The 16,842-nt window shown below is 61.9% G+C and carries 18 protein-coding genes; 1 reads left to right on the top strand and 17 read right to left on the bottom strand.

Features of this window, described 5'->3' with window-relative positions:
* The 7 genes from M3465_RS01220 to M3465_RS01190 form a co-directional block, all read right to left on the bottom strand.
* Positions 1-1,452, bottom strand: coding sequence for a TadA family conjugal transfer-associated ATPase (locus tag M3465_RS01220; RefSeq protein ID WP_249499879.1), 1,452 nt, complete (start codon positions 1,450-1,452; stop codon positions 1-3).
* 12 nt (positions 1,453-1,464) lie between these two features.
* Complete coding sequence (locus tag M3465_RS01215; RefSeq protein ID WP_249499878.1) at positions 1,465-2,709, bottom strand: CpaE/TadZ family protein; 1,245 nt, start codon at positions 2,707-2,709, stop codon at positions 1,465-1,467.
* Positions 2,710-2,915: 206 nt separating this feature from the next.
* Positions 2,916-3,572: an OmpA family protein gene (locus M3465_RS01210; protein WP_249499877.1), complete on the bottom strand. Its 657-nt coding sequence runs from the start codon at positions 3,570-3,572 to the stop codon at positions 2,916-2,918.
* 4 nt (positions 3,573-3,576) lie between these two features.
* A complete protein-coding gene (locus M3465_RS01205) occupies positions 3,577-4,998 on the bottom strand; it encodes a type II and III secretion system protein family protein (protein ID WP_249499876.1) in 1,422 nt (473 codons plus the stop codon).
* A 171-nt stretch (positions 4,999-5,169) separates the two neighbouring features.
* On the bottom strand, positions 5,170-6,027 hold the full coding sequence (gene cpaB, locus M3465_RS01200) for a Flp pilus assembly protein CpaB (RefSeq protein WP_249499875.1): 858 nt from the start codon (positions 6,025-6,027) through the stop codon (positions 5,170-5,172).
* 222 nt (positions 6,028-6,249) lie between these two features.
* Positions 6,250-6,465 carry a hypothetical protein gene (locus M3465_RS01195; protein ID WP_249499874.1) on the bottom strand — a complete coding sequence of 72 codons (216 nt, stop codon included), beginning with the start codon at positions 6,463-6,465 and terminating at the stop codon, positions 6,250-6,252.
* A gap of 78 nt (positions 6,466-6,543) precedes the next feature.
* Positions 6,544-6,774, bottom strand: coding sequence for a Flp family type IVb pilin (locus tag M3465_RS01190; protein ID WP_249499873.1), 231 nt, complete (start codon positions 6,772-6,774; stop codon positions 6,544-6,546).
* 348 nt (positions 6,775-7,122) lie between these two features.
* On the opposite strand from M3465_RS01190, the gene M3465_RS01185 reads away from it, so the two are divergent.
* Positions 7,123-7,929: a lytic transglycosylase domain-containing protein gene (locus M3465_RS01185; RefSeq protein ID WP_249499872.1), complete on the top strand. Its 807-nt coding sequence runs from the start codon at positions 7,123-7,125 to the stop codon at positions 7,927-7,929.
* Here the strand turns inward: M3465_RS01185 and M3465_RS01180 are convergent.
* From M3465_RS01180 to cyoE, 10 genes are all read right to left on the bottom strand, one after another.
* Positions 7,921-9,342 (bottom strand): FAD-binding oxidoreductase, encoded by a 1,422-nt coding sequence (locus M3465_RS01180; RefSeq protein ID WP_249499871.1) that lies wholly within the window; start codon positions 9,340-9,342, stop codon positions 7,921-7,923. The genes M3465_RS01185 and M3465_RS01180 overlap by 9 nt on opposite strands.
* Positions 9,343-9,360: 18 nt before the next feature.
* A complete protein-coding gene (locus M3465_RS01175) occupies positions 9,361-10,194 on the bottom strand; it encodes an MBL fold metallo-hydrolase (protein ID WP_249499870.1) in 834 nt (277 codons plus the stop codon).
* A gap of 97 nt (positions 10,195-10,291) precedes the next feature.
* Positions 10,292-10,876, bottom strand: a complete 585-nt coding sequence (locus tag M3465_RS01170; RefSeq protein WP_249499869.1) for a GNAT family N-acetyltransferase — start codon at positions 10,874-10,876, stop codon at positions 10,292-10,294.
* The gene (locus tag M3465_RS01165) at positions 10,876-12,138 is read right to left on the bottom strand and encodes a M16 family metallopeptidase (protein WP_249499868.1); all 1,263 of its coding nucleotides are present in this window, start codon (positions 12,136-12,138) and stop codon (positions 10,876-10,878) included. The genes M3465_RS01170 and M3465_RS01165 overlap by 1 nt, the downstream gene beginning before the upstream one ends.
* Positions 12,135-13,523, bottom strand: coding sequence for a threonine synthase (thrC, locus tag M3465_RS01160; RefSeq protein WP_249499867.1), 1,389 nt, complete (start codon positions 13,521-13,523; stop codon positions 12,135-12,137). Before thrC ends, M3465_RS01165 begins: the two co-directional genes overlap by 4 nt.
* The gene (locus M3465_RS01155; protein WP_249499866.1) at positions 13,523-14,212 is read right to left on the bottom strand and encodes an SURF1 family protein; all 690 of its coding nucleotides are present in this window, start codon (positions 14,210-14,212) and stop codon (positions 13,523-13,525) included. The genes thrC and M3465_RS01155 overlap by 1 nt, the downstream gene beginning before the upstream one ends.
* Positions 14,213-14,314: 102 nt before the next feature.
* A complete protein-coding gene (locus M3465_RS01150) occupies positions 14,315-15,115 on the bottom strand; it encodes a cytochrome c oxidase subunit 3 (RefSeq protein ID WP_249499865.1) in 801 nt (266 codons plus the stop codon).
* A gap of 22 nt (positions 15,116-15,137) precedes the next feature.
* On the bottom strand, positions 15,138-15,725 hold the full coding sequence (locus M3465_RS01145; protein WP_249499864.1) for a cytochrome c oxidase assembly protein: 588 nt from the start codon (positions 15,723-15,725) through the stop codon (positions 15,138-15,140).
* Complete coding sequence (locus tag M3465_RS01140; RefSeq protein ID WP_249499863.1) at positions 15,722-15,886, bottom strand: cytochrome c oxidase system small membrane protein; 165 nt, start codon at positions 15,884-15,886, stop codon at positions 15,722-15,724. Before M3465_RS01140 ends, M3465_RS01145 begins: the two co-directional genes overlap by 4 nt.
* On the bottom strand, positions 15,883-16,824 hold the full coding sequence (cyoE, locus tag M3465_RS01135; RefSeq protein ID WP_249499862.1) for a heme o synthase: 942 nt from the start codon (positions 16,822-16,824) through the stop codon (positions 15,883-15,885). The genes M3465_RS01140 and cyoE overlap by 4 nt, the downstream gene beginning before the upstream one ends.
* Between the last annotated feature and the right edge of the window lie 18 nt (positions 16,825-16,842).

Genomic DNA, 16,842 nt, shown 5'->3' with positions numbered 1-16,842 from the left:
TCAGTAATTCCCGTTGAAGGGTTCGAAGATCGATGGCGGCAGATCGTAGCCCCACATCTTGAAGCGCTCCGAAAAGTTGGAGCGCACGCCGGTGGCGGTGAAATGACCGATGATCTTGTTCTCCGGCGTCAGGCCGACGCGCTGGAAGCGGAAGATCTCCTGCATGGAGATGACTTCGCCTTCCATGCCGGTGATCTCGGTGATCGAGGTCATGCGGCGCGAGCCGTCCTGCAGGCGGCTGGCCTGCACGATGAGGTTCACAGCCGAGGAAATCTGGGAGCGCATCGCCTTGAGCGGCATCTCGATCCCGGCCATCGCGATCATGTTTTCCAGGCGGCTCACGCCGTCGCGTGCGGAGTTGGCGTGGATCGTCGTCATCGAGCCGTCATGGCCCGTGTTCATGGCCTGCAACATGTCGATGACTTCCTCGCCGCGCGTCTCCCCGACGATGATGCGGTCGGGGCGCATCCGCAGCGCGTTCTTCAGACAGTCGCGGGGCGTCACCGCGCCCTTGCCCTCCACGTTGGCGGGCCGGCTTTCCATGCGCCCGACATGGGTCTGTTGCAGCTGGAGTTCCGCCGTGTCCTCGATCGTGAGGATACGTTCGCTGTCGTCGATGAAGGAGGAAAGCGCGTTCAGCGTGGTCGTCTTGCCCGAGCCCGTGCCGCCCGAAACGATCACGTTGAGGCGCGTGGCAACGGCGGCTTGCAGGTAGACGGCCATTTCCTCGGTAAAGGCGCCGAAATTGACCAGATCGTCGATGCTGAGCTTGTCGGTCTTGAATTTACGGATCGAGACGAGGCTGCCATCCACCGCGATGGGCGGCACCATCGCGTTGAAGCGCGATCCATCCTGCAAACGGGCGTCCACATAGGGGTTCGATTCATCGACCCGACGTCCCACGGCGGAAACGATCTTGTCGATGATCCGCATGAGGTGGCGTTCGTCCTTGAACGTCACGTCGCTCAACTCCAGCTTGCCGAACCTTTCGACAAAAATCTGCTGCGGCCCGTTCACGAGAATATCGCTGACGCTTTCGTCCTTGAGCAGCGTCTCCAGCGGGCCGAGCCCTTTGACCTCGTCGTAGAGCTCCTGATTGAGCGCGGTGCGTTCCTCGCGGTTCAGCACCATGCCGCGCTCTTGCAGGCTTTCGGCGGTGATCGCGTTGATCTCGTCCTTCAGTTCCTTCTCGGTCGCCTTGTCGAGTGCCGCGAGGTTGAGGTTGTCGAGCAGCGCGCGATGCAGTTCCAGCTTGATCTCACCAAGCCGCTCCTTGCGCTTCTTCTCGCGATCGGCCGGCTGGGCTTCGGCGTGTTTGACCGGCTTGACCTTGCGTTTGACCTTGCTTGTCGCATCGACCATCGCAGCAGGAGAGCGGGCCGCCGGTGCGGGTTGCGCAGCGACTGCGGCGGGGGCGGCGGTGCCGTTCGGTTTCTTGTAGCGCGAAAACATCGGGGCGCCTCCTTAGGCCGCTTCGGCGTCGGACTGGCCGACCTCGAAGAGCGATTGCGCGAGTTTGGCAATTTCCTTGCGCAGCGGGTTTTTGGGGTATTGAAGACCCAGCGGCTGACCATGATCGCCCGCTTCGGCAACGGGCTTGCCCCCGTCGGGCAATTGCAGATCGACGGAAATATCCAAGCTCTCCTGCATCCGCTTGAGCCGGCTCTTGCCCTGAAGATCGGTAAATCGCGGCGCGCGGTTGAGGACGAAACGGATCTTCTCGAACGGCAGATCCTCGGATTGCAGCGCCCGCTTCAGCCGGAAGGTGTTTTGCGCCGAACGCATGTCGAGCTCGATCACGCCGAAATAGACCTGCGCGGCGTAGAGCACGGTTTCGGACCATTGCACGAGACTCGGGGGCATATCGACGATCACGAAATCGAAATGCCGGGCGGCAGTGTCCAGAAGGTGCTGAACCTCCGATTGCCCGACGATATCGAGCGGCGGCAGATCGGCCGGGGAGGTGAAAATCTGCAAACGGTCCTCGAAGGTCACCAGAGCCTGCGCAAAGCTTTCGTCGTCCAAGGCTTCGGGGTCGGTCAAAAGCTCCAACACGGATTCCCGCCGCTGTGCATCGAGGTAAGTGGTGACAGCGCCGAATTGCAGGCCGAGATCGATGATGCAAACCTTGGGCGGACTCTCTTTGGAAACCGTCGCCAGTTCCCAGGCCAGGTTCGCGGCGAAAGTGGTCGCGCCGCAACCGCCGGCCATGCCCTGAACGGCGATGATAACGCCATCGCCGTCATGCGAGAGTTTGACCGTATCGCCATCCTTCGGCTGCGAAGCCGCAGCGGAGGGAGGAGCCGCGCGCATCCGGTCGATCGCGGCGGCAAGCTCGCCCTCGGGCAAGGGGTAGGGGACAAACTCGTTCGCGCCCTGTCGCAGCAGATGATGCAGCGCCGAGGGGGTGACGTCATGTGCGATCAGCACGACCTTGATGTCGCGCGCCTTGGCCGCTGCGATGATCGCAGACAGATGCTCGACATCATCCTCATCCTCGGAATCGACGGCAAGCGCCACGAATTCGAGATCACTCGCATCGTCCTGCGAGAAGAAATGCATCGCCTCGTCGAAACCCAGATCGCCCCAGCCTTCGCCAAGCGCCGCTTCCATGTCCTCGATCAGAAGGTCAAATTCCTGAACGTCCCGGCTGATTGTACACGCAACGAGCGGTGCCGGGTCCGGGGTGCCTGGTAGGATAGTCGTCATGTGCCTCGTTTCCTCTTTCTTCCTATCGCCCGGCGCGGGCATTCTGCGCACGCCGCTGGCGATAATCCCGAGTTGCGCGGGAGGACTGCTATTGTCCGAAGGTCGGTGGAAAACTTGGCAACATTGGGGCCGAATTACCGAAATTGTACGGTATTTCAGGCCGCTGGAACGGCCCTTCACCGGGCCGTTCCTTGAGTGTCGGCGCGTCAGCCGCCTTCTACCGCTGTCACCACTTGGCGCGGAACCGCGCTGTTGATGTATTCGCGATAGATGATCTGGGCATATTTGCCCTCGAGCACCATCGGATGCGAGGCCACGAACCCGGACACCTCGGTCACCGTGCGCCGGTTGCGGCGCTCGCGCCCTTGGGTCACGATGAGCGGCTGTGTTTCGCCAAAGGAAACAACCGCTTCGAGCCGCGATGTGCTGATGCCTTGCGACGCGAGGAACGCCACCACCGCGTTGGCTCGGGCCAGACCGAGACGCTTGTTGTAGGCTTCGCTGCCCACCAGATCGGTATGTCCGTAGACGCGGAAGTGCACCTCGGGGAATTGTTTGATCCAATTGGCCTGCTCGCGCAGCGTATCGCGCGCTCCGTTGTCGAGCACGGCGCTGTTGAAAGCGAAATTCACCGTGGTCATCACTTCGCTGGCGAACCGCTGCGAGAGGTCATATACATATTGCCGTTCGCCGCTCATGACCTGCGTGTTGTTCATGGTGGCGTTGCCGAAATGTCCGGTATCGAGCAATGCGCCGGCTTCGCGGTGAAAGGCGCTGTAGACGGGATCGTTGCCGGCGCAGGCCGCCATCAGGGCAAGGCCGGTGAGGGCAACGGGGATACGAAAGTTCTTTTCTACTGCCATCGCCTCAATCCATCACATAACCATAAGAGCCGTTGAAATCCTGCTTGGCAACCTCTCCGGCCGCCCCGCGAAGCGGTGTGCCATCTCCGGTGACGCGGCCGAAGAGGAACAGATCCTTCTCGCTCGGCGGCCGCACGCGATCTGTCGGCAGCGCCAGCGCTTCGCCTCGTGTCGGAGTGACGAGATGCGGCGTGATGATGATCACCAGTTCGGATTGCTCGCGCTGATATTCCGCGCTGCGGAAAAGGGCACCGAGAACCGGAATGTCGCCCAGCCATGGGATTTGATCGTTCACATCGCGGAAATCGTCCTGCAGAAGACCGGCGATGGCAAAGCTTTCGCCGTCGCGCAACTCGACCGTGGTGCTCGTCTCGCGGCGCTGGAAACCATCGATGCGGATCGATCCGGTGTCGACGCCGCTTGATGGATCGATGGAGGAAACAGCTGCTTCGAGTTCGAGATTGATGATATCCTTGTCCAGAACGCGAGGGATGAAATTCAGCTCGACGCCGAACGGCTTGAACTGCACCGAAATCCGGCCGTCCTCCTGCGAGACCGGAACGGGATATTCGCCGCCAGCAAGGAACTTGGCTTCCTGGCCCGACAGGGATGTCAGGTTCGGCTCAGCCAGCGTTCGCACAACACCCTTCGATTCAAGAGCTTCGAGCAGGATGCCGACTTCGAGCCCGCCGGCATTGAAACCGAAAAGGATCGCGCCCTGGCTATCACTGGATGAGGCCAGTTTATCGGCCACGCTGTCTACAGCCGCGAAAGGAGCGGAGTTGCCTGTGCCGAGCTCCAGGCCCAGATCGCCGTCGAGAACCGACCCGCCGGTGGCGAGAGAGCTGCGCAGCGCTTTGGATACCGAGCGCTGCATCTCGGCGAAACGGACCTTGAGCATGACCTGCTGCACGCCGCCGACCGTCATCAGGTTCGACACACGCTCCGGCGCGTAGCGCTGCGCCAGTTCGAGCGCGCGTTCCATGCGCACGATGCTCGAGACCGTGCCGGACAGGACGATCCCGTCATTCGCAGTGCGCACCTCGATGGTTTCGTTCGGCAGGATTTGCCGCAGCCGTTCCTTGAACTCGCTCAGATCGGGCGCGACCCGCACATCGACATTCGCGATCAACTGGCCGTTGGCATCGAGAATGGTCATCGACGTCGTGCCGGGTGTTTTGCCAAGCACGTAGATCGTGCGTTCCGACAGGGAGGAAATGTCGGCGATTGCGGGGTTGGCGATGCTGAGCTCGGCGAAGGGAACTTCGCTTTCGACAACAACGGCCCGGTTCATCGGGACGTTCAAAGTGGATTCCGTGTTCGTCCGGATCACACGCAGCGTGTCGGCGAAGGCCGTGTCGGCAATCGGAAAAATCGCAAGCGCCGCCCCGACGAGAGCGGCCTTGAAAGTAGTGCTCGTAAACATGTGACCTGCCTTTCGGATCACGCCTCGGATTGTGGGTCTTTTCGCCCGATTTTCCCGTCAACCTGCGGCAAGACACGATTTATTGCAAGAATCAATCATTTCACTGCGATGCTTCATGTGGATAAGGCGCAACATGTCGTTGCGCCTCTGCCGTGCCTCAGAACGGATCGCTCAATTCGTGCAGGGGATCGGAATTTCCGTCAATTCGCCGCCCTTGCGTGTTCGGATGGTGCAGATTTCGGGGCGCGAGGGCGCCTCGACCCGTTCGCGCGCCTCGATGCCGAGGAGCGATCTCTGATCGACCTCGATCACATCCGCCACGGTGTCGTCGTCACGTGCCATGAGCGACAGCGACAGGCGCCCCGTCGACTGTGCCTGCGCCAGGGCCGCAACCTGCTGCGGGCTGGCAGAGACCGTCACCGTGCGGGCGATGGTGGCGCTGGAACTTTCGGTTTGTGACGTCTGGTCGATCGCGATCAGCTTGACGCCAGTGTCGATCAGGCGGGTCACATCGCCTGTCGGCGTGTCCGCGTCGGCGAAGTTCATCCGGCCTGTCCAGTAGACGTCAACCCTGTCGCCGGGCCGCAAGAAACCGGAAACACCGGAGGCCACATCGACCTTGATTGCGAAGGCACGCTGCCCCCGCTCCAATTGCGATGTCAGGCCGGCGGTGCCACCTGGTTCGCTGACCTTGACGCTCATCAAGGCTTCATGCTTTTCAATCTGCCGAAGCGCTACGCGTGTTGCCTGTCCTTCGACGTAGATCGGGTTTTCGGCATCGAAAAACGTCTCGGGAAGGGCTTGTTGGGGCCAGGGCATCAGCGCAACGTCATCTGACGTGATATCTTCGCCGAACTCTATTGCACGGGTCGTCACGTAGATTTCCTGCATTGGAACGACTTCGGCAGCCTTGCTGCGTTCCTGCTGCAAGGCGTTCTCATAGGCTCCGATATAGTTCTGGGCCATGTAGACGGCGAAGCCGGCCAGTGCCAACCCGGCAACCAAGACAAGTCCAAAAACAACGCGCATAGCGCCTCCTCCTTCTTCCGTGCAGAACCCTCGCGTGTCGCAACAAAAACGGGGTCTGATACGTCAGTTTCGCCGATGATTGTGACTACGGCTTGTTCGGTTCACGGCGAAAGTTTGCATTATCGTGGGCACGCAATACGGGCGCCAGTTTTTTGGCGTCCGACGCGTCAGAAATTGCTCCGATGCTTGAAACCCGACCATTATACCGGTCAAGTGTGCGCCTTATTGCAGGATAGTTGAAATATCTTGGCTGGTCGCAACTGGTCCGTTGACACTTGAAATAGCGTTTCCGGTTGAAAGCACAATGCTATCAGAGCCACTGGCGACCATATCGTAAGTCGCGATGGCGAGACCCACTAGGGCGGCCGTCAGGACTAGGAAATCGAGTGTGACCGCACCAAGTTCTTCAGCTAGGAAGTTTTTGAGGAAAAAGCTCACTCGATACTCCACTTGTCAGGGTGTGATCGAAGGCGCAATTTGCGCCTTCTAAATCTTTCTCGATAAACTTGCCGTTGTTTAGGGTTGGCTGCCGCCACCATTGAGATTCGAGATGTCCGCAGACGTTGTTCCGGGGCCGCTAACACTACTTACTGCGGTGCCGGTCGCAGTCAAAATCGAGCCGGTGTTGTCGGCAATCATTGTGTAAGCCGCGATGGCCAGACCAACAACGGCTGCGGTCAGGACGACCCAGTCGACCGTTACGGCGCCGTCTTCGTCTTTGCGGAAGTTTTTGATGAACTTGATCATGTCTATCTCCTAGTCCTGGTTTGCTCACGTTTGCCAAGTTGGGGATGCTTCCGAGCGCTCTCTCTTTCGCTCCATCCCGTCTTGGATGAACACTTATAGTCGCCGGATTGGGGCAGCAGTTTGACGCGATTGGTCCGTTTTTGCAGCTTGCGGAAAATGCGAACGAATTTTGGTTAGGTTACTGAAAGTAAATGATTATATTTTTGGAAATTTGTTAAATTTTCTCTGAACCCGCAATTTCCAGGCGCCTTCGCGATTGCAATTGGCGCAAGGCTGGAAACGAAATGGCGAAGAGCGACGGATTGTGCGATACTGGCGCAAAACACGGGCATCGAGCAGGAGCCTGACATGAAACGATTGCCAGCCTTGACGCTCTGCGCACTCGCGCTTTGTGCGCCGCACGCTTTCGCCGAGCCGCCGCCTTTCCCGGAATTTTCCGCCAAACGGGTCAAGCCGCCGAAGCCCGGTGTGCAGAAGCGGATCACCGTCCAGATCGCGCCCCGTGCGCCGGAACCGGACACGCCCCGGACGCCGCAGTCAGAGCCGCGACCGAGTGGATCGGAAATCCTCAGCTGGTTCTGGGCGGAAATATCGCCGTCGCTCGACGCGCAAGGGCCGGGGCGGCTCGAACCGGCGCTGGTGCGGCTCTCCAACCCGCCTGCGGGGGAAGGCGTTGCCGCACCGCGATTGCAGGATCTCCAGGATATCGCCGCGCGCTACGGGGCGGATATCCTGCTCAACAGCGCCGGCACGCGTGTGTCTCCGGCGCTGGCGCTTGCGGTGATCGCGGTGGAATCCGCCGGGCGCTTCGACGCGGCAAGCTCCGCAGGGGCGCAGGGGTTGATGCAACTCATGCCGGATACCGCCGCGCGTTTCGGCGTGCAGGACAGCCTGTCGCCGGCGCAGAATATCAGGGGCGGGATCGCCTTTCTGGATTTCCTGATGACGACCTTCGACAATGACGTGATCCTTGCGCTGGCCGGATACAACGCGGGCGAGAACGCCGTGTTGCGCAGCGGCGGCGTGCCGGATTATGCCGAAACGCGCGTTTATGTGCCCAAGGTGCTGCAGGCGTTCCAGCTTGCCAAGGGGCTCTGCCTGACGCCGCCGCAGCTTGTCACGGATGGCTGCGTCTTTCGCGTCGCCTCACGGTAGCACTGCACCGGGGTTCATGATGCCCCTGGGATCGAGCGCATCCTTGATCGCCCGCATCGCCGCCAGTTTCGCAGGATCGCCATAGCGCGCCAGATCGGCCTTCTTGAGCCGCCCGATGCCATGCTCGGCACTGACCGAGCCGCCCAGATTATGCGCGATGTCGTGCACGGCGCGTTTGATCTGTGCGGTTTGCTTCAAATACTCATCGCGCGAGCGGCCCTCGGGTGGAAAGACATTGAAATGCAGGTTGCCGTCGCCGACATGCCCGAAACAGTTGATGCGGAACGTGCCGATCTGCCCGATTGCAGCCTCGGCGCGTTCGATGAAAGCCGGCAACGCGCCGAGCGGAACCGACACGTCATGGCTCGACACCGATCCGATGCGCCGGTTCGCTTCGGGGATGTGTTCGCGCACGGACCAGAAATCGGCGCGCTGCGCTTCGGACTGGGCGATCAACGCGTCGGAGACCAATCCGTCGGTTTCGGCCGCAACGAATAGATCGGCCAGCGCGTCCTGCGGATCGAGCCCGCGCGGCAATCCGATCTCGATCAGCACCATCCATTCGGGGGGGGCTGCGCCGAAGGGCTGGCGTATTTCCGGCACGGTCTTGGACAGAAAATCGAGCCCGGTACGGTGGATCAGTTCGAAGGCGGTGATGCTCTCGGCAAGATGCGACTTGGCGAGCGAGAGCAGATCGAGCGACGCTTCGGGGGACGGGATCACAAAAATCGCGGTGCCTTGCCCAGCGGGGCGGGCAAAGAGCTTGAGTGAAGCGGCGGTGATGATGCCGAGCGTGCCTTCTGCGCCGATCAGAAGGTTGCGCAGGTCGTAGCCGGAATTGTCCTTGCGCAGCCGCCGCAGACCGTTCCAGATCGATCCGTCCGGCATCACGGCCTCCAAACCCAGACAAAGATCGCGTACATTGCCATAGCGCAGCACGTTCACACCTCCTGCATTGGTCGCCAGCAGCCCGCCCATCCGCGCCGATCCCTCCGAAGCCAGCGAAAGCGGAAAGAGCCGATCCTCGGCCGCCGCTGCGGCCTGCACGTCGGAAAGCACGGCACCGGCTTCGGCAATCAGAACATTCTCCTGTGGATAGATCGCACGTATCGCGGTCATGCGTTCCAGCGACAGGATAAGAGGGCTCTCGCCCTCTGCTTTCGGGGCGATCTGGCCGCCGACAAGGCCCGTGCCACCGCCATAAGGAATGATCCCGATCCCGCGTTCCGCGCAGGCGCGCACGAGGCCGGAAACCTCCTGCGTGTTGCGGGGGCGGGCCACGAAGCCCTCCGCGCCGTGCCAGCGTCCGCGAGGCTCTTCGAGGTAGCGTTGTTCGGCGGGCCGGAACATATCGGCGGGGAAACGGGCGGAAAGCGCGTCGACGAATTCGGTATCGGCGGATGGGCGTGGCATGGATCGGCTCCGGCGGGTCTATTGCGGCGCGTCCCGCAACCAGTCGGGGCGCAGAACCACGACCGTAGGCCGGGGCGGCAGATCGCGCAACGAGATCTCGATATGCGAGGCGTTGCGGCGGTCGATCAGAAAGCTGTCTTCGACCTCGGACAGGAAGGCGTCGAGTGCCGCGCCGGAAAACCAGTGCATCGGAATGACGACGCTCGATCGCAGCCTGTCCACGATCCGCACAACCGTTTCGCGCGGCATGGTGTAGCCGCCATCGACCGGGACCATCACCACGTCCAGACGCCCGATCGCGGCATATTGCGCTTCGGAGGGTTCGTGATGCAGATGGCCGAGATGGCCGATGCAGAGCCCTTCGATCTCGAAAATGAAGATCGAATTGCCGTTCTCCTCGGTTCCGCCAAAGGGCGACCGGATATCGGTGGACACGTTGCGGATCAGCACCTCTCCAAGATCGAGATGATGATCGATCCCCTCCCCGAACGGCCCCCAGCCGGGCAGGACATGCGGGATCGCCGGATCGGGATTGGCGGTCCAATGCGTGCCATGCGCGTGGTTCATCGTCACTACATCGGGGATGAGAGCGGTGTTGCCCAGAAACCCGGTGAAATCGGTGGCGATGTTCAGCCCGCCGGGGGTTTGCAGCAGGAAGGTCGCATGCGAGACATAGTTGAGCCTGACGCTGAAATCAGGCACCGGCTCTGTGAACGCGGCGCGCTGGATGACCGGGTTCTCGGGCGCGGTGCGGGCGACGGCGAGGCAATGGCTCGGGCGGCGTGTGTCCTGCGCGGCCGCCGTGGCGGCAGCCGTGATGATGGCAAGACAGATGACCAAGGCAAAGCGCATCGCAGCCCCTCCCGTCCACGAGGATAGTGCCACACCGCCCTTCGTCCACAAAGCGCGTTTGAACGCGCTTGCAAGACCTTTCGAAAGGTCTTGGCTCTTATCCTGCTGTCGTGCGGCCGCGCCGATCGCTACGCAGGGAGGCGTAAAGCACATGCGTGCGCCAGCGCCCGTCGATCTGCAGGTAACTTTGCGCGACCCCTTCGTATTTGAAGCCCGTCTTCTCCAGAAGCCCGCGCGAGGCGGCGTTCTCTGGCAGGCAGGCGGCCTCGATCCGGCTCAGGTCGAGCCGGTCGAAAGCGTGATGCACCACCGCTTCAATGGCCTCGCACATGTAGCCTTGCCGCGCGAAGGGGGCGCCGATCCAGTAACCGAGCGTTGCCGATTGCGCCGGCCCGCGCCGGATATTGTCGAGGGTGATCGCGCCAAGAAGCGCGTCGTCCTCGCGCCGGATCAGGAACAGCGGGATCGCCGATTCATTTCCGATGGCGCGGTTTGCCCAGTAGACGCGGTTCGTGAAGGACCGGCGCGTCAGGTGGTCCTCGGCCCAGCTCGGTTCCCACTTTGTCAGGAACGCCTCGCTGCTCGTGCGCAGGGCGGCCCAGGGATTGAAATCGCCATGGGTGGGAGGACGCAGCAGAAGCCGCTCGGTGTCGAGCCGCAATTTGCGCCGGAGCGACAGCATCAGGCCACGCGGCGCTCTTGCAGGGCGGCAAGTTCGGGCGCGGCATCGACCGGCCCGTAAAGCGCCAACGCAGCGGGGGCCTGTCGCACGAGATCCTCGCCGAAGGCGCGCACATCGCCTGTCGTCACGCTGTCGATCCGGCTGATCGTGTCGTCGAGCGGCGGCACCTCGCCCCAGATCTGGACCATGCGGGCCAGCCGTTCGGTGCGCGCGGACGGGCTTTCCAGCCCCATCAGCAGCCCGGCCTTCATTTGCGCACGCGCGCGGGCGACTTCCGCGCAGGACATATCCTCGGCGGCGCGTTTCATCTCATCGATGGTCAGGTGGGTGAGGTCATGGATTTCCGCGCCGCTGGTGCCGGCATAGATCGTGGTCATGCCGGTATCGCAATAGGCCCCCGTCTGCGCGAAGATGGTATAGCACAGCCCGCGCTTTTCGCGGATTTCCTGAAACAGGCGGCTCGACATGCCGCCGCCAAGCGCGGTCGAATAGACCTGCGCCGCATAGAAGGACGGATCGCGATAGCCGGGCGATTCGAAGGCGAGCGCCAGATGCGCCTGTTCGAGATCCTTGATCTTGCGGCTTTCGCCGCCGCGAAACTCGGCGGCATCCGCCACTGCGGCGGGGCGCGCAGTCATATCGCCGAAAAGCTGTTCGGCCTGCGCGACGATCTTCGCGTGATCGACCGCGCCGGCCGCTGCGAGAATCAGTTGATCAGGGCCGTAATGTTCGTCCACGAAGGTCTTCAGATCGGCTTCGGTGAAGGAGGACACGCGGCCGCTTTCACCGAGAATGGTGCGGCCGATGGCCTGGCCCGGATAGGCGCTTTCCTGCAGCCAGTCGAAGATCACGTCGTCCGGCGTGTCGGCGGCCTGACCGATCTCCTGAAGGATGACGCCGCGCTCGATGTCGATTTCCCTCGGATCGAAGACGGGATTGCGCAGGATATCGGCGATCACGTCGAGCCCCAGTTCCACGTCATTGCGCAGGACACGTGCGTAATAGGCGGTGACTTCGCGTGAGGTGTAGGCGTTGATATAGCCGCCGACATCCTCGATGGCTTCGGCGATCTGCAACGCGCTGCGCGTTTCGGTGCCCTTGAACGCCATATGTTCGAGGAAATGCGCGATGCCATTCTGTTCGATGCGCTCGTGACGGCCCCCGGCCGTGACCCAAACGCCGATGGCCGCACTTTCGAGACCCGGCATTTCCTCTGTGACGATGCGGAAGCCGTTGGAAAGGGTGGTGAGTTGAACGGTCAAGAGGCGATCCTGTCGTGAATAAGTGTTTCGAGTTGGCCCAGATCGTTCGGCGCGCGCGTGACGCGTTCCTCGCGGTCGAAGAGATCGGCCATACGCTCGGGCAGGGGCGGGCGAACGCCGCTGGCCTTTTCGACCGCATCAGGGAATTTCGCGGGATGCGCCGTGGCGAGCGTGATCATCGGCACGGCCGGATCGCGCTGCGCCTCGGCCACGGCAACGCCGATGGCCGAATGTGGGCAGAGCAGTTCTCCCATGTGCCTGTGCGCATGGGCGATCATGGCGAATGTTTCGTCTTCTGAGACCCGGCCCGAATCGTAATGCTCGCGCAGGGTTTCCAAAGCGCCCTGACTGACATGGAAGCCGCCCTGTTTCAGTTCTTCCATCAGCTGCGCCACGGCGTTGCCGTCACGCCCATAGGCATCGAACAGGGCGCGTTCGAAGTTCGACGATACTTGAATATCCATCGAGGGGCTGATCGACGGCGCGACGCTGCCGGTCGTGTAGTCCCCCGAGGACAGGCAGCGGTGCAGGATGTCGTTCTGGTTCGTCGCGACAATCAGGCGGTCGATGGGCAGACCCATGCGCTTGGCGATGTAGCCGGCGAACACGTCGCCGAAATTGCCCGTGGGCACGGTGAAGCTGACCTTGCGGCCCGGCGCGCCGAGACTGACGGCGGAAGAGAAATAATAGACCACCTGCGCCAGAACGCGGCCCCAGTTGATCGAATTGACCCCGGCAAGGTTCACCGCATCGCGGAATTCGAAATGGTTGAACATGTCCTTGAGCCGCGCCTGGCAATCGTCGAAATCGCCATCGAGTGCGAGGGCATGCACGTTGCTCTCGGCCGGCGTCGTCATCTGGCGCCGCTGCACATCGGACACGCGGCCATGCGGGTAGAGGATAAACACATCGACGGCGTCGAGCCCGCGAAACGCCTCGATCGCGGCAGAGCCCGTGTCGCCACTCGTCGCACCGACAATCGTGACACGATCGCCGCGCCTCGTGAGGGCTTCTTCGAACATCCGTCCGATGAGCTGCATCGCGAAATCCTTGAACGCGAGCGTCGGGCCGTGGAACAACTCCAGCAGGAAGTGGCCGCTGCCGAGTTGAACGAGCGGCGCGCGCGCATCATGGCCGAACCCGGCATAGGCCTTGCCGATCAGATCGGCGAAGACCTCGTCGGTGAAGGCGTCGCCTATGAAGGGGCGCATCACGCGGAAGGCGATTTCCTCGTAGGGCAGGCCGTGCATCGCGCGGATCTCGTCCGCGCTCAATGTCGGGATGGTTTCGGGAACGTAAAGCCCGCCGTCGCGGGCAAGGCCCGACAGCATCGTGTCTTCGAATCCAAGCGCAGGCGCCTTGCCGCGGGTCGAGATATAGCGCATCAGCCGATGCCTTCCTTGCCTTTGTATTGCCGCCAGATAAGCACGGAGATCATTCCGAACCAGAAGGCAGCGAGAGAAAACCACGTGATCGCGTATTGCAGGTGATCGTTCGGGATGCCGCTGCTGTCCACGGGCAGCGGTGTCACACCCGGCTCGCGCGGCGTGACGCGGCGGGCGATGACCAAAAGCGGCTCGGTATCGAGCAGCTCGGCCATCTCGGCCACGTCGCGGGCGAACCAGGTGTTGCCAGCAATGTCGTTCTGGGGCGTGGACGGAGTGCGGTCGTCCGGCCAGTGGAGGTTGCCCTCGACGGTGATTTCGCCGGAGGCGCTGCGCTCCGCGGCGCGATCCTGCACCGGGATGAAGCCCCGGTCGATCAGGATGCGGCGCCCCTCTGCGAGGATGAGGGGCGAGATCACGCGATACCCCGCGCCGACATGCTTTTGCGAGACGAGCACCAGGATTTCGTCCTCGCCCAATGTTCCCTCCAGCATAACGGGCAGGTAGCGGTCCCGTTCGGGGTTTGCCGCGCCGGGCGCGGGGAGGGGTTGGAACGTGCCACCGATCCGGGCGTCGATCTCGGCCAGTATCTCGCGCTTTTGCTCCAGACGGTCCAGTTGCCAAAAGCCGAGCCAGAGCAGAAAGCCGAAGCCGATAAGACCGAACAGAATGGAGAGGGCGAGGCGCAAGGGGCGGGGTTCCGTTCAACGTAGACAGGGCGCACCGAACCGGCGCGCCCTGCTTTAGCCTTGTCCAAGCCTCCGGTTCAAGCCGGAAAGCCCAGCGCGGGGTCAGCGGCCCCAGACGTAGATCGCGGCGAAGAGGAAGAGCCAGACAACGTCAACGAAATGCCAATACCAGGCAGCGGCTTCGAAGCCGACATGCTTGTTCGGCGTGAAGTGACCGCGTGTCAGACGCATCAGGCAAACGAAGAGGAAGATCGTGCCGATGATCACATGCGCGCCATGAAAGCCCGTCGCCATGAAGAAGTTGGCGCCGTAGATATTGCCCGAGAAGCCAAATGCCGCGTGGCTGTATTCATAGGCCTGCAGCCCGGTGAAGATGACGCCGAGCGCGATGGCGATGATCAGGCCCCATTTCATGTCCTGGCGGTTGTTCTCATGAACGAGCGCGTGATGTGCCCATGTTGCCGCCGCGCCCGAGCACAGCAGGATCAACGTGTTGATCAGCGGCAGGTGCCAGGGGTCGAACGTTTCGATCCCGGCGGGAGGCCATTGTCCGTCGATAGCGGGGCTATCGGGGCCCATGGGATACATGGCGTGCTTGAAGAAGCTCCAGAACCATGCCGCGAAGAACATGATCTCGGACATGATGAAGAGGATGAAGCCGTATTTCAGGCCGATTTGCACGACGGGCGTATGATCGCCGACTTGGCTTTCGGCGACGACATCGGCCCACCAGCCGAACATCGTGTATAGCACACCGACAACGCCGATGAGGAACAGCCAGGGGCCGTTGTCATGCATCCAGAGAACTGCTCCGAACAGCATCACGAACCCCGCTACCGCGCCGATGAACGGCCAGATGGAAGGGTTCAGGATGTGATAGTCGTGATCTTTTGCGTGCGCCATTTTTGTCCCTCTTGGATAGGCGTTAGTTCAGTGTCGTGCTGTCCGTTTCGTCGGCGTCGAGCATGGCCTGCATGTCGTCGGTCAACTCGATCTCGTGGAACGTATAGGACAGGGTGATGTGTTTGGCGAATTTCGCGTCCGAATCGTCGAGGATGTCGGGATCGACAAAGAAACTGACCGGCATGTCGACCCGCTCGCCCGGCATCAGAAGTTGCTGCTCGAAGCAGAAACAGTCGATCTTGGAGAAGTAGCTGCCCGCACCGAAGGGGGCGACGTTGTAACTGGCCGTGCCGGCGACGGGGCGGTCGGTTGGGTTGTAGGCTTCGTAGAAGGCCAGACCTTCCTCGCCGAGCCGCAACTCCATCTCGAGTTGCTTGGGCTTGAATTCCCACGGCATGCCGCGTTCCAGCGAGGCATCGAAGCGCACCTTGATCGTGCGATCAACAATCTCGGAGCTGCCGGCCTCGGCGACATTGGTTTCCCCGCCATAGCCGGTGACGCGGCAGAACCAGTCGTAGAGCGGCACGGAGGCCCAGGCCATCGCGCCCATGAAAAGCACGACGGCGACTCCCTGAAGCGCGGTTTTCGTCTTTGGATCAAGCGATGTCATTGCGTCACCGTTTGTGTTGCGGGTGTCTCATAGTCGCCGCGCGTGACCTTGACGACGGTCAGGCCGAAAACGATGGCAATCAGCGCCACCAGAACCAGCCCGACACCGATATTGCGGCCGCGTCGGCGGGAGTGAAGCTCGTGTTGCTTGGATAGGCTCATGCCAGACCCCCGAGCTTGTCGATCCCCGCCTCGATCAGGATCGCACCGAAATGCGCGAAGAGATAGAGCAGGGAAAGTTTGAAGAACTTGCGTTCGGCAAGATAATTGTCGGCCTCGGCCATATCCTCGTCGCGCCGCCAGATACGGATCGCGCCGCGCAGGAAAAGCGCGTTGAGCGTGATGGCAACGGCGAGGTAGACCGGCCCGCCGATCTGTGTGAAGCCCGCCGCGACAGCGAGCACCGCAAGCAGCGCGGTATATACAAGGATGTGCAGGCGGGTCGCCGGCCGTCCATGCGTAACCGTCAACATCGGGACATCGGCGTTGTCGTAATCCTTGCGCATGAAGAGCGCGAGCGCCCAGAAATGCGGCGGCGTCCACATGAATGTCAGGCAGAACATCAGCACCGATTCAACGCTGATGCCGCCGGTCGCGACGGCCCAGCCGATCATCGGTGGAAAGGCTCCGGCCGCACCGCCGATGACGATGTTCTGCGGCGTCCACCGCTTGAGCCACATTGTGTAGATCACGACATAAAAGAAGATCGTAAAGGCCAGCAGCCCGGCAGCGACCCAGTTCGTCGCAAGCCCGAGAAAGACCACCGCGAAGGCCGACAGCGCGATGCCGATGGCAAAGGCTTCGCCTTCGGTCACCTTGCCGGCAGGAATGGGGCGCCGCTGCGTGCGTTTCATTACAGCGTCGATATCGGCGTCATACCACATGTTGAGCGCGCCCGATGCGCCGCCGCCGATGGCGATGAACAGGATGGCGCAGAACCCGATGAAAGGGTGCACCGGGGCCGGGGCAGCCAAGAGCCCGACGAATGCGGTGAACACCACGAGCGTCATCACGCGAGGTTTGAGCAGGGCGAAATAATCGCCGAATTGCGCCTCGTGTTCGGTGCTGCATGCGCGGGTGTTGATGCTTGTATCGCTCACTGGTCTCTCGGCTCGGCT

Source organism: Marivita sp. GX14005, assembly GCF_023370775.1.
Taxonomy (GTDB): domain Bacteria; phylum Pseudomonadota; class Alphaproteobacteria; order Rhodobacterales; family Rhodobacteraceae; genus Marivita.
Note: the sequence above shows the minus strand (reverse complement) of the source record. Positions and strands in the feature narration are given on the sequence as shown.

Coding starts and splice junctions, on each gene's coding strand:
- M3465_RS01220 (WP_249499879.1), bottom strand. CDS start 1,452: ATGTTTTCGCGCTACAAGAAACCGAACGGCACCGCCGCCCCCGCCGCA.
- M3465_RS01215 (WP_249499878.1), bottom strand. CDS start 2,709: ATGACGACTATCCTACCAGGCACCCCGGACCCGGCACCGCTCGTTGCG.
- M3465_RS01210 (WP_249499877.1), bottom strand. CDS start 3,572: ATGGCAGTAGAAAAGAACTTTCGTATCCCCGTTGCCCTCACCGGCCTT.
- M3465_RS01205 (WP_249499876.1), bottom strand. CDS start 4,998: ATGTTTACGAGCACTACTTTCAAGGCCGCTCTCGTCGGGGCGGCGCTT.
- cpaB (WP_249499875.1), bottom strand. CDS start 6,027: ATGCGCGTTGTTTTTGGACTTGTCTTGGTTGCCGGGTTGGCACTGGCC.
- M3465_RS01190 (WP_249499873.1), bottom strand. CDS start 6,774: ATGATCAAGTTCATCAAAAACTTCCGCAAAGACGAAGACGGCGCCGTA.
- M3465_RS01185 (WP_249499872.1), top strand. CDS start 7,123: ATGAAACGATTGCCAGCCTTGACGCTCTGCGCACTCGCGCTTTGTGCG.
- M3465_RS01180 (WP_249499871.1), bottom strand. CDS start 9,342: ATGCCACGCCCATCCGCCGATACCGAATTCGTCGACGCGCTTTCCGCC.
- M3465_RS01175 (WP_249499870.1), bottom strand. CDS start 10,194: ATGCGCTTTGCCTTGGTCATCTGTCTTGCCATCATCACGGCTGCCGCC.
- M3465_RS01170 (WP_249499869.1), bottom strand. CDS start 10,876: ATGCTGTCGCTCCGGCGCAAATTGCGGCTCGACACCGAGCGGCTTCTG.
- thrC (WP_249499867.1), bottom strand. CDS start 13,523: ATGCGCTATATCTCGACCCGCGGCAAGGCGCCTGCGCTTGGATTCGAA.
- M3465_RS01150 (WP_249499865.1), bottom strand. CDS start 15,115: ATGGCGCACGCAAAAGATCACGACTATCACATCCTGAACCCTTCCATC.
- M3465_RS01145 (WP_249499864.1), bottom strand. CDS start 15,725: ATGACATCGCTTGATCCAAAGACGAAAACCGCGCTTCAGGGAGTCGCC.
- M3465_RS01140 (WP_249499863.1), bottom strand. CDS start 15,886: ATGAGCCTATCCAAGCAACACGAGCTTCACTCCCGCCGACGCGGCCGC.